The following is a 13502-nucleotide window of genomic DNA, read 5'->3' as shown; positions in this document are numbered from 1 at the left end:
GGAACATCTCAAACTTGTCCTAAATGTGGAACACATACGGGAAAGAAAGAACTCTCGGAACGGAGACATAGATGTAGTGAATGTGGATACGAGACAGACAGAGATCATGCAGCATCAGAAGTAATCAAATTGCGTGGTCTAGAAAAATTGAGTACCCAGGGACTCTGGGGAATAGAAAATGCCTATGCAGTCGGTCTGCCGGGGACGGAGGCAACTCCGTCTAGGTCAGAGGCGAAACCTCGTAGGGAGAAAAACTAGGAATGCCAAACTGTGAGGTTTGGAAGCCCGCGCCGTACCGTCAGGTCGGCCTCGGGAGGATGTCACATTTGTACGTCTTTTCAACCAACGTTGAGACAAAAATTAGTAATTATATAATTTAGAGTCTACTGTGAGTCCAACCCTTCAAGCCAATAACACGGTAAATACATCTGTTAAATCAGCAGTCCAGAAAAGTAGAGCTGTTTTTCCTTTCACTGCCATTGTCGGTCAGGAAGAAATGAAATTGGCCTTACTATTAAATGTAATTGACCCCAAAATAGGGGGAGTAATGATTATGGGCGATCGGGGTACAGGTAAATCTACCACTATCCGTGCTTTAGCTGACCTATTGCCAGAAATTGAAATTGTTGTTGATGACCCTTTTAATAGCGATCCTTATGACCCAGATTTAATGAGTGATTCTGTGCGAGATAGATTAGCACAGCAGGAAAAAATTCCGGTTTTCACAAAAAAAGTCCAAATGGTGGATTTACCATTGGGGGCTACGGAGGATCGGGTCTGTGGCACTATTGATATTGAAAAAGCTTTATCGGAAGGGGTAAAGGCTTTTGAACCAGGGTTGCTAGCGAAGGCTAACCGTGGCATTTTGTATGTTGATGAGGTAAACCTTTTGGATGACCACTTGGTTGATGTGTTGCTTGACTCGGCGGCCAGTGGTTGGAATACTGTGGAAAGAGAGGGTATTTCTATACGTCATCCTGCTCGTTTTGTGCTAGTGGGTTCGGGCAACCCGGAGGAAGGGGAGTTAAGACCTCAGTTATTGGATAGATTTGGAATGCACGCCGAAATTAGAACTGTAAAAGAGCCTTTATTAAGAGTTGAAATTGTTGAACAACGTTCTGCTTTTGACCAAAATTCTCCAGGATTTTTAGATAAGTACAAATCACAACAGGAAGAGTTACAAAATAAGCTTGTAGATGCTCAACAAAAGTTGAAATCTGTGGAAGTTGACAATGATTTACGAGTCAAAATTTCTCAAGTTTGTTCTGAGTTAGATGTTGATGGTTTACGGGGGGATATTGTTACTAATCGTGCCGCAAAAGCTTTAGCTGCTTTTGAAGGTAATACGGAAGTTAGTGTTGAGGATATTGGTCGTGTTATTGTTATGTGTTTACGGCATCGATTAAGAAAAGATCCTTTGGAAAGTATTGACTCTGGTGATAAGGTGAAAAAGGTATTTAATCGAGTCTTTGGGTTGGCAGAAGTAGAAGCATAATTTCATAATTTATCTTCTTTAATTGTAGTTGGATTTTTGAGGGAGAAGCAGATTGATAAAAGCCGGTTTTTCGAGGTAAAAAATTAGCTATTAAGCAATTATGAAAAACTCGTATCAGTCCTTCTCCTAATTTGATTAAATTATGGGTGATTTTTCAGAGAATTAAAAATACTAAATCTTTTAACTTTCCTGGCGGGAAGTCCCGCGCTCTCCATCCCCCCTAACCCCCCTTGGAAAGCGAGGGGAGCGTCGGGATGAAAGCCTGGGCCCGGATTCGGATACCTTCATAAGCTAAACGTTCATATGCCCAAGACACAAGCTAGGAGCATTTTGTTATTGTAAAAGTCAAAACAGGGGGAGGACATCACCTCTGTCTAAACAGCGGTCAGGGTTTCCCAGACTGAAGAACCCGCGTTTTCCCGTAAGGGCAACGTCGGGAGTATGTCAATAGAGCTATTAGCAGTTATATAGAATCTGGGTAATTAGTTACTGCATTCTTCATTGCGACTTACACTCCGTGGAAGGAAGTAATCTCATGTGGCGCGAGATTGTTTCCCTTCGGTTGCTGCGGATAACTGTTTAACTGGATTTCATATTAATCTTCAGCATAGTCCTGCTGAGAAAACAGAAATTTAGTTGTTAAAATATGGCTATGGCTATTTACTGCTTTTTATACCCATTTACTATAAAATTGTTGTCAGTTAAAGTGTTTATATTGATCAATTTTTCTTTTTACTTTCGTGAAAGCGATTAATCTATCAATACTAATGATAAATACAAAGTTTTCATCATATCTCATATAGCTGCCATGATTTTTGATGGTATATCCCCATCTGAAGAAAGAGTATAAGGTGTTGCACCCTATCCTCATTGTCAAATGATTATCCTAATCGGAGCAATTAGTTTCGAGCAAATCCTCAATATACACTCAAACTAATAGCTAGTTAAAATTATCTAAGTATCTTCCAGTTACTAATTTGCCATTTTTGATTCCGACGAACTAAATTATAACGAACAAGTAAGTTTTCATTGTCAGAATTAGTCAATCTACCAGCATTGTCATAAAATTCCACCTTTTCTCTAACTTGAGCATCTACTTGAGCTTGATTAGCATCTGTATTACTCATCTTTACATCCTTTATCTCTAAATTATGCTCATACTTCCGGTAAGACTTTTCTCGCTTCAAAGCATTAGCTGTAGGCAACCAACGAGAAAGTGCTGGCTCTACTAGAATATTTGGTAATTGTTCAACTTGATGATTAGGACCAAGAGCAGAAGTCTTAATATCTAACCAACTTTGAATTGCTAGTCGTGCTACTTCTTTATTGATCGGTCCTGATACTGCAAGGCTAACCCGATTAGGTTCTGGAATTTCTATTGGAGGTCTATCCAATTGTACCATAGGTTGTTCTCTTGTCTTACCTAAAGCATTTACTAACCAGCCAATAGTTTTAGTTGTTAACAACCCAATAAATCCTATTGCCAACAATCCTACAATTGCAATTAATATTAAACGACCAAACTTGACAGGTTCTCTTCTCGCTGAAGTTCTGCGTGAACTATGCTCTAGGATCGATTGGGGTAATTCTTCACTCCCCACCGACATACTTTCATTAAATTCAGGTAAACTACTTCTACTCCTTTCCCTAACTCTTCTTGAATAGTGACTAGAACTTGAAGTAGTTACTTGTTTTGACAGACCTCTAGTAGATGATGATTTTTGTAATTCTTGAAGCGAACCATCAGAACTAACTCCTAGTAGATTAGAACTTCCTTTACTTGCAGCAGCAACAGTAGTAGTAGCAGTAGTACCCACACCAGAAATACCTTCTATACGCTCTAAATCTGATAAGGTTGATTGGTCCAGTTCCTTTGGGTCAAACATTTGTTTTGTATCGCGATCGCGACGAGGTTGAACAACTACCCATTGATTAGCTGCTTCTGCTTCTTTTGGTAAAGCTTCTAGATAAGCTATAACGTGCTGATCTGCAAAATAGTCTTTCAAAGAAGCTGACTTGTCAGACAAATCGCGGAAATGCGGAAACACCTCCTCTGTCAACCAATGTTCGGTATAAAGACATAGACCTGGTAATAAATCTGGAGATTCTTGAGAATTTTCTTTAATAAAAGATAGAGGTTCATTTTCATGGCTAAGTTCTAAGGAACGACCCGCCTCTTCAGTTTGTCCTAAAAGTAAAGCACAAACAGATTTCTCTAAATTTACATCTTGACTCCGACCCAATTGCATTAACATCAACTTAGCCTTACGAATCAAGGCTGGTTGTTTTTGGGCAAACCCTTGAGCTAAAAAAGTATAAACTGCTAGATATGTACCAACTGCCGAAGGACGATGAGCTTCAGCCTCAAATAATTTCTTTTGCTCTGCTGTAGTTAAGTATTGACGTAGCTGCTGAACAAACTTCAGAAAATCCTCTACCCCCAGTCCAGAACTATCTTCACCTTGACCATCAATTCCTCCCCGTTCATTGAGCATATCTTGAAGAATTTCTAGTCCACGGCGACGGTTTAGAGCTATTTCCTCTGGTAGTGCTATTAGCTCCATTACTCTATAAGGACGTAGCTTATAAAGGTCAGCTTGTATCTCTCCTCGTACTTGAACAAATAGGTTTTCTCGCAGCAATAATCCCTGGCCTGCTTCTAAAGCTGTAGCTGCACTTTCATATTGTCCTTGTTGCCATTGCTCTCTGCCCAATTCTAAATTTGCTAGAGCAACTGTAAGGACAATATCTGACAGAACTAATGCTGGGTCGCCAAAACGTCCATCTTTGATAGCAATACTATTATTAGTAAGATAAGGATGAGTAAGTTTTAATACCAGTTCATATTCTCCTAGCTCCTGTAAAATCAGGATTGCTCCCACAAACTGTGGATCTTCTATTTCTATCCTAGGAGTATTAAGGTCAAACTCAGAGTTAACTTGAGTCTCTCTGTTTTGAGAGCCGATTCTTTTTCCTAATCGCCTAGAAGCAATTTTTGGAATAACTTCTCCTGTTTCCTGAAGTCTTGTTTCTTTTTCCTCTACTTGATCAAGATTTATCTCAGAACTTGTAATTAGTTCTTTTACTTCAGGATCATAAGTTTTAGCTAAAAAGCTACCATCGTAGGTTTGGCGTTGTTCAGGATCTGAAAGAACAGTATAAGCTTCATCTATTAGCTGTTTACGAGCAACTATTGTTGCCTCAGAATACTCCCTTCTAGGAAACTGCTGAGTGCGGTCTCGATGTGCCTGCCTTAACTGTTCCGCAGTAGCCTGAATTGGTAAACCTAAAATTCGGTAATAATCTAGTGGAATCCGCACAGTGCATTTCCTCAAAGGCGAGTTACTAATTAATAATATTGTTTGTTTCTTGCTCTTCAGCAGAGATTTTCTTTATTACCTTACAACATTACTTTGTTGACATACTCCCTACGCTCCCCTACGCGAGAGCGTGGGATTCTTCAGCCTGGGTTTCCCTGACCGCAGTTTTAACAGAAGTGATGTCCTCCTTCTGTGTTGATAATAATCCTACCCACCCCCATCCCCTCCCGGGAGGGGAGCTAGAGGGGTGGGTGAGTTATAGTCTCTATCTAATTCTTGGCCACATTCAGGGCATGAATGCCTTTCATGTCGCGCAGCGAAACGTTCCGACAAGCTTTTAGAAACTCTATTTAGGCACTCCCAACAATGCTGAGATGTACCTTTTGGATCTACTTTGATAATTTTTTTGCCAAGTTTCCAGCCAACATATTCTAAAATCTGAACAAACTGACCAAACGCTGCATCTTGCAAAGACTTATTCAATCCTGATTTTGCTGATTGGCCGTTAGGTAGGAATTGACCATTGTCACCTAATTTAGCTTTGCAACGTCTGACTAAAGAAGCTATTTGCAGGTCTTCTACAAAAATCACACTTACATTACTAAACAAGTGATAAGCTAGTTTGAATTGCCAATCCCAACGTTGTCTAGCTATTAATTGATGCAGTTTAGCTATTTTACGTTTGAGAATTTTCCAACTCTTTGAATGTTTGTGTTTTTTAGCTAATCTCCCCTGAAGTTTAGACAACCGATGCTCATAGAACCTGAAAAACTTCGGGACTCCAATAAATTCTCCATCACTGGTAACAACATAGTGCAACAACCCTAAATCAATACCCTTTGAGTTTTCCTTGGTGGGCTGAATTTCTCCACGCCTCAAAGGTACACTTTTATCTTCTATGGTGAAGCTAACATACCATCCGTCTGCTTCACGGATGAGTGTCCCTGTCTTAACCTTGAATCCTATTGGTATTGGGCGATTGAATACTAAAGGGACTAAGCCAATTTTTGGTAAATTGACACAATACCGACCGTTAGCATTTTTGACAATATTAGTGTTTGATAACTGGGGATAGCTGAAAGAGTTATAATAATGTTTTCCCTTGAATTTAGGTCTACCACTGGTTTTACCGTTTTGATCTGGTTTAGTAAAGTTATCCATTGTTGTTTGTACTCTTTGGATAACATCTTGCAATACCTGAGAGTGCATAGACTTATACCCAGGGAAAAGTTTTTTAGTCTGTGCTAAATCTGCTAGTTGCACAGTCTCCCAAACAACATACCCATTAATGATGTTTGGATGCTTATCCCCTTTCTTGGTTATCGGATGACCATTGCTGTCTTTTTTTCTACCATCGCGGGTTTGTATCCTAAACTCTGGAACGTTTTGGTAAATTCTTTCTACTGGTACTACTGAAACATTGAGAGGACAAGCATTTACTGGTGTGCGCGTGGCTTCAAACCAGTTTAACCTTTCCGCCAAACGGTAATTATATTGCCGTCGGGCTAATTCCAACCAATTAGCTATAATTACCGTTTGGCTTTTATGAGGTTTGAGTTTGTACTTATATTTCAGTAGCAAGGCAGAATCTACCAGGATTTTTCAGTAGTTATTGTAATGGTTGTGTTAGAAATTGTCAATAGCTATAGCAAACAGGACAGACATGAAAACTGCACACCCTAGCCCGGCTCTCCCATACGACGCTCCCATCCCCCCTTTCCAAGGGGGGTTAGGGGGGATGGAGAGCGCGGGACTTCCCGCGGGGGAAGTTAAAAGCTAGTAAAATTTGTTTGCTCTAATATAGTTACTAAATCTATAGAAAAATATTCCTTGACTTAGTTTTAATTAAGTGTTATCTTAACGGGGTGAACTACAACACCCTCTATCCCATTGCTAAAAGCGTTTGAGACTACTTTTCATATCGGTGTTTAAACGAACATTGACATGACTCATTGTATTTGACACCATTTTTGTTGCTTTATCAAGTCCTCTTTTCACTCGTAAACCCCACGCTTCTCCGTGTTTGACACCCTTTTGATCAACTGGTAACTCGTCCAAGTCTAAAAAGCTAGCAATTGAAGTATAACTTTCTTCATTAAGAAAGACTTTGATTCCTACTAAGCAAGCCTTATTATCCCTCCTGTAAAGATTTAACGAGCTGTTCTGCAATCCTTTGTCAGTCTAAGATATTTTTAGTTGTTTTCCTATGTTGTTCTATAAAATTAATAAAACTTTACAATACTATTCCCATGTGACACTGCCCATGCTAAACCATAAACTTTACTCACATAAGTCTTTCGTTAAATGTGACTAATGGATAGGTGTTAGAGGAAGGCAGATTCTTGGTTCAACGACTAGCATTCACTTGATAGGTCGAAACTAATCAAGCCAGAGGACAAATCTCCCATTAGAGGTGAACCTGTTTCGCGAAGGGTTTTGTTCGGATATTCTTGGCTATATTTAATGTCTCTATCTTCCACGTAGCCACTATGAGGACAAAGTTCTAGTCGATCAATATTTGTATACTTTAGCAAATTCTTTAGCCAGTCTAGTGTAATATTTGTTAAAGTCTACTTGCTCATACCTTTATTATCCATTGAGTAGGGTAGGCAGTTATTGTAGATAAATTGAGATGTGCGAATAGCCTCATTTATTGACCTATATTGAACTTTTTTGGTTTTGATTTTAAACTCATAAATTATCATGGCTAGACTTTACCATCTTTGTTTTCTTTATGTTAACTATCATAGAATAATAATCTTAGGAGATATCAAAGGAAAGCAAGGTATTTTTTGTTAAAGTATTTAACAGCCACGGCGACTAAAATCACCCAATCGCTTTTCATTCAAAGACTAAAGTGGTTTGTTTTTAGGTTCTAACGAGTTTTTCTCAGAAGTTACTAATTACAAAATCATTAGAGACTTTTGCTTAACATTATTCTGTACAACACAAAATTTATCACTTAATTATACTAGCTTAGGACACATAAAATGATCCAAGAACGTACTGTACCTAATTTTGATACTAACAGTATAAAAATAACTAAAGAAGAAGGATTAATGCTATATGAAGATATGGTTTTAGGGCGCTTGTTTGAAGATAAGTGTGCTGAAATGTATTACCGAGGTAAAATGTTTGGCTTTGTTCATCTTTACAATGGACAAGAAGCAGTTTCTTCCGGTGTGATTAAAGCTATGCGCCAAGATGAAGATTTTGTTTGTAGCACTTATAGAGACCATGTTCATGCTCTAAGTGCTGGTGTACCTGCACGGGAAGTAATGGCTGAATTATTTGGTAAAGCCACAGGTTGTTCTAAAGGTCGTGGTGGTTCAATGCATATGTTCTCTGCTAGACATAATTTATTGGGGGGTTATGCTTTTGTCGCTGAGGGTATTCCTGTCGCGACTGGGGCAGCTTTTCAGAGTAAATATCGTCGGGAAACTATGGGAAATGAAAATGCTGACCAAGTGACAGCTTGTTTCTTTGGAGATGGAGCTTGCAATAACGGCCAGTTTTTTGAATGTCTAAATATGGCTACATTGTGGAAACTACCAATTATTTATGTAGTAGAAAATAATAAGTGGGCAATTGGTATGGCTCACGAACGTGCTACTTCTGAACCTGAGATTTACAAAAAAGCTCATGCTTTTGGAATGGTTGGTGTAGAAGTTGATGGTATGGATGTATTAGCGGTACATTCTGCTGCTCAAGAGGCTGTTGCTCGGGCTCGTGCTGGCGAAGGACCAACTTTAATTGAAGCTTTGACTTATCGTTTCCGAGGCCATTCTTTGGCAGACCCTGATGAATTACGAGATAAAGAAGAAAAGGAATATTGGTTTTCTCGTGACCCTATTAAACAATTTACAACTTATTTAACAGAAAATAATTTGGTAGATGTTGCAGAGTTAAAAGCAATCGATCAAAAGATTGAGGAGTTAATTACTGAAGCTGTTGAGTTTGGTACAAATAGTCCAGAACCAGGGTCAGATGAACTTTATCGGTATATTTTTGCTGAGGATTAATTAGTTAAATTGTCGATTTAATTGTAATTAAGCTTTCTGTCAAAATTAAGCAACTGGGTTTTTCATTAATTGAGTCAAAAAGACTTTATTAAATGTGGAAACCCTGAATATATTAGAGATTGAATGTATCAGAAAATATAAAAACGAGATAGGGAACACTTAACAGGGAATACTTAACAGGGAATACGCAATAGGGAATAGGGAATAAGGATGAAGAAATCAACATAAATATTTGTCGCTTAAAAAGTCTCGGAATATATGTACTGAATACTTCTTTATCTACCTTCTTTCAATCTCTTGAATTATTACCGCTTTTAGATTCACATCACAAGTGATGCTCTCTTAATACTTATTAGACATCTCCGGAAAAGAGGGAACAGGGAACACTTAACTCTTAACTGGAAGAAAGAATAGATAATTTCAAATGGGAGAATTTATTTGATTTTGAATTTTCGGAGATGTCTATTTTACAAACAGTCTCTTAGTAGGACTTAAATAAAACAGAATGTTGATTAATGAAAAACTAAGTGTTGTACAGTAAAAAATTCAGAATATTTATCTAATAAAGCTCATAATTTACAACTTTCATCTCAAGTATTTTAAAGTTAATAAGTTATAAAAGTTTCTGGAAATTTGACAAAAACTCTTGCATTTTTTCACGATAAAAAAGTAAGCATTCAGCCGTCAGCTATTAGCTAGCTTCCTTGGGTCGAAATTGCGCAATTCAGCTATTGCTATTGGTGTAGCTTCAAAGCTATATTAATTGAGTCAGAATTAAATTTTATTACAAAAGTTGTTAAAGTCTATATTCATTTAAACTCCTTCCTTAAAAGTAGAGTATTATTACTATCTTGCTGACTGCTAATAGCTGAAAGCTTACATAAAAAATATTTATATACTTTTATTTCCTTTTGTCTAAATTATCAAAATAATTGGGTATAAAACCGTGCATTTTAAGATGAAATGTTTTGGGAAAGTTGCTCAAAATTTATGCTGCAAAAACAATTTCTGTACATCGCCAATCTGAAGGCTATCCTATCTGACTTTATTAAGTGGAGATTTTATACACAATTGGTTTAAATAGTGGTTTAGCAATAGTGACAGTTATTAGGATAATTAGGGTTTGCTGAAAAAGTATTATGAGTAAGAGTAGGAGTCAGGAGACTCGAGACTCGAGACAGGAGGAATGGGGAATGAGCGAGAAGGCAGAAGTCAGAATTATCTCTTGATTTTTCAGCTAATAGTCAACCGTTTCATCCTCACTTTATGCAGCTCTTGATTAAGGAAAACCTTGTACTTTTTCAATAGTTAAAAAAGCTAAAATCTTTATTTTTGAATGCTTTTAGATTTAATCAGCAGAGCAATAATTAAAGTTTATAATAATCAGAAAAAAAATTTTATTCAATCAAATTTTTATTAGTAATTACCGGAAAATATAAGGTATAAAGCCTCCCCATTCATGGAGAAAAAAGCGGTTGTTTGCGATAGCATTTCGCTGCGCGACATGAAAAGCGTTCGGGGCTGTGAAAGAGCGGGTCTCCTTTCCCTCCGGGAAGCTACGCGTTACATGTCGCTCCGCGTTAACGCAGTTTTGCGCTAGCTAAACGCCATATCCAATCAACCAAGAGAAGAAAAAAAATTCCTTTTAGCTAATCCTCTTCTTTATAATAAGAGGTAATTATTAATTATTAACTATTAATTATTGAAGATGTTTAACGCTGTATTGAATACAAAAATTTTTAATAAATCAAATAAATTTTTCAGCTAAAAATAAATCATAAATTAAACAAGATAAATATATGGTATATTGCTAAAAAAATATAAACTTATAGGTTAGGTCATTGCCAGGGAAGTTTGGAGATAATTTCTTTAGGAAACTTCCAGTTACTATGATTGTTTTTTTAGGTGGCACTAGGTAAAGTAATTTCCTTTTTGCTTAGGAAAGCTTACATTTAATTACACTTACTAACCACAAAAAAAATCAAGTAAATATTCAAGGCAAAAATCAATATCAAATCAAGCAAATTTTAAACAATCATAGTTTTTTTGATAAATTAGCATGAACACTAAATAAATCCTGAATTTATGAAAAAAATAGTATCAACTTGATTTCCTTAAAACAACCGGATAAATTTTTTAGGAATTGTAAATATACTCAAGCCCAAGATATCCCAGATTCAGATATGTAACTTAATATTGTGATTACTATGTACAGTGAAAATTAACTCTCCAAAAGTTAAGTATATAAAGGAAAAAACTGAAGACTGAATTTCAATGACTCTGAAACACTAAGCATTAGGGTAAAATCAGTAATTCTTGATCGCCGGACATCATTTCCGAGGAGTATTAAATTTAGTCGCTCGCCATAATACAGTAAGCTATCAGCTAAATTATTAACTCATTATCACACCCAAGAAGGAATTAGCTTCTAAAGAACCATATAAGAATAAAATTTATTAGCTAACTTTAGAGTTGCTTGATTCTTTACAAAAGCTGTTGGTTCCGCATTCTTTAGGAAAAGCTGAAAGCCGAATGCTAATAGCTAAATGCTTACATAATATAAGCTAAATCCAAATTTCCATAAATATTCAGGAGTAGACAGTAAGAAACTTCCAAATTAAACATATCCCTTTGGAATTAGATATAAAGAATCGGGGAAAGTAAAACAAGTAAGTCAAGTCCACAAATCGGATAATTTATTTTTTACTATGCTCTAAGTAATAGACTAAATAGATGTTGTAGGAAAATTTAAAGAAAACCTCTCCATGAGGAAACCAAACTCTGAGTATTAATTCTTGACAGACTAACTAATTACAGATAAATAACAATGAAAAATACAACAGGTAAGGTATTTTGGAAACAACCTTTAACTTATTTATTACTACTAGCTGGAGCAGTCGGAGCATTATTAAGCGAGCGACTGATATTCCAGATAAGTAGCTCACCAGAAAACTCAAGCCAACTTACTCAATTATCAGTTACTTCATCCTCTAGCAAAACTGATGGTACTTCTAACTCGGAAAGGTCAAGTTGGTTGCCAGTTAGAGCTCCTATTTCCAATAGCAACTTTATTGTAGATGCAGTCCAAAAAGTCGGCCCGGCAGTGGTCAGGATTAATGCTTCTCGAAGCTTTAGCCAAAGACCTAATATGTTTGACAGAGGAATACCAGAAGATTTCTATGGTTTTGAATCACCTAGGTCACGTAATGGTCCAGTTGAACAGGGAACTGGTTCTGGTTTTATTATCAGTTCTGATGGTAATATTCTTACAAATGCTCACGTTGTGGAGGGTTCAACTACTGTAGAGGTTGTCCTTAAGGATGGACGTCGTCTTCAGGGTAGAGTTTTGGGCACAGATTCTGTAACTGATGTAGCAGTAATTAAAATCGATGCTGATAATCTTCCTACTGTTTCTCTAGGAGATTCAAATAATTTGCAACCTGGAGAATGGGCGATCGCTATTGGCAACCCCCTAGGTCTAGATAATTCTGTTACAGTGGGTATAATTAGTGCAACAGGTCGTTCTAGTAATGATGTGGGTGTCCCGGATAAGCGGGTAGGATTTATTCAAACGGATGCTGCGATTAATCCTGGTAATTCTGGTGGCCCTCTGTTGAATCAAAATGGTGAGGTAATTGGCATTAATACAGCTATTATTGATGGTGCTCAAGGTTTAGGATTTGCAATTCCTATTAATAATGCTCAACAAATTGGTGAACAATTAATTAAGGTAGGTAAGGCAGAACACGCTTATTTAGGTATTGCTATGCAGACTTTGACACCGGAACTTAAGCAAGAACTTAATCGAAATTTCAATACAAATATTCGGTTGTTCACTGACAAAGGGGTATTGGTGATGCAAGTTGTTCCTGGTTCTCCTGCCGATAGAGGTGGTTTAAAGCCAGGGGATATAATTCAAAAAATTGATAATCAAACTATTAGTGAATCTGAAAATGTACAACAAATTGTTCAGAATAAAACAGTAGGTAGTTTGTTGGAGTTAGAAATTAATCGGAATGGTCAAAATTTGAATTTTCAGGTACGAACTGGAAATTTACCATCTCGATTGAGAGGATAGATATATATAGTATTTCTCAATCTATTGAAGTAAATTGAGTTGGGTTATACTCGGGCAGTTAGTTGAAAAACTATAGCTTGGAGAAATTGGGAAGTGATTTTTGTCACGAATCAAAACTATAACGTCTTAGATAAATAGTTTTGAGAGCTGAAAAATCTTTTATTCGTGAGTTGGACAAAGATAGTATAGATATGGCATTTCTCAGTCTGCTAAGGTAAATTGACTTGAGTCAGATTTAGGCTCGCACGTTAGAAACTATAGTCCGGAGAAATTGAGAAGTGCTGTTTGTCACGAATCAAAACTATAACGTCTTAGATAAATAGTTTTGAGAGCTGAAAAATCTCTCATTCGTAAGTTGGACTTGGATACTATATTATATATAGCATTTCTCAGTCTGCTGAGGTAAATTGACTAGAGTCAGATTTAGGTTGATAAGTTAGAAATTATAGTCTAGAGAAATGGGGAAGTGCTTTTTGCACAGAATCAAAACTATAACGTCTTAGATAAATAGTTTTGAGAGCTGAAAAATCTCTCATTCGTAAGTTGGACTTGGATACTATATTATATATAGCATTTCTCAGTCTGCT

Annotated in this window: 7 protein-coding genes; 4 read left to right on the top strand and 3 right to left on the bottom strand. The window is 36.9% G+C overall.

Annotated elements, in window-relative coordinates:
- Together F6K40_RS17065 and bchI are read left to right on the top strand one after the other, a co-directional pair.
- Nucleotides 1-258, top strand: a 258-nt coding sequence (locus F6K40_RS17065) for a zinc ribbon domain-containing protein (protein WP_293137877.1), incomplete at its 5' end; no start/stop codon positions are given.
- Between the two features lie 130 nt (nucleotides 259-388).
- Nucleotides 389-1495 (top strand): magnesium chelatase ATPase subunit I, encoded by a 1107-nt coding sequence (gene bchI / locus F6K40_RS17060; RefSeq protein ID WP_375340578.1) that lies wholly within the window; start codon nucleotides 389-391, stop codon nucleotides 1493-1495.
- A 950-nt stretch (nucleotides 1496-2445) separates the two neighbouring features.
- Here the strand turns inward: bchI and F6K40_RS17055 are convergent.
- From F6K40_RS17055 to F6K40_RS17045, 3 genes are all read right to left on the bottom strand, one after another.
- Nucleotides 2446-4815 (bottom strand): IMS domain-containing protein, encoded by a 2370-nt coding sequence (locus F6K40_RS17055; protein WP_293137875.1) that lies wholly within the window; start codon nucleotides 4813-4815, stop codon nucleotides 2446-2448.
- A 207-nt stretch (nucleotides 4816-5022) separates the two neighbouring features.
- A complete protein-coding gene (locus tag F6K40_RS17050) occupies nucleotides 5023-6396 on the bottom strand; it encodes an RNA-guided endonuclease InsQ/TnpB family protein (protein WP_293137873.1) in 1374 nt (457 codons plus the stop codon).
- Between the two features lie 312 nt (nucleotides 6397-6708).
- Nucleotides 6709-6984, bottom strand: a complete 276-nt coding sequence (locus F6K40_RS17045; protein WP_293137871.1) for a hypothetical protein — start codon at nucleotides 6982-6984, stop codon at nucleotides 6709-6711.
- Nucleotides 6985-7805: 821 nt separating this feature from the next.
- On the opposite strand from F6K40_RS17045, the gene pdhA reads away from it, so the two are divergent.
- A complete protein-coding gene (pdhA, locus tag F6K40_RS17040) occupies nucleotides 7806-8837 on the top strand; it encodes a pyruvate dehydrogenase (acetyl-transferring) E1 component subunit alpha (protein ID WP_293137869.1) in 1032 nt (343 codons plus the stop codon).
- 2827 nt (nucleotides 8838-11664) lie between these two features.
- A complete protein-coding gene (locus F6K40_RS17035) occupies nucleotides 11665-12915 on the top strand; it encodes an HhoA/HhoB/HtrA family serine endopeptidase (RefSeq protein ID WP_293137867.1) in 1251 nt (416 codons plus the stop codon).
- Nucleotides 12916-13502: the final 587 nt, after the last annotated feature.

Source organism: Okeania sp. SIO3I5 (assembly GCF_010672085.1).
Taxonomy (GTDB): domain Bacteria; phylum Cyanobacteriota; class Cyanobacteriia; order Cyanobacteriales; family Microcoleaceae; genus Trichodesmium.
Note: the sequence above shows the minus strand (reverse complement) of the source record. Positions and strands in the feature narration are given on the sequence as shown.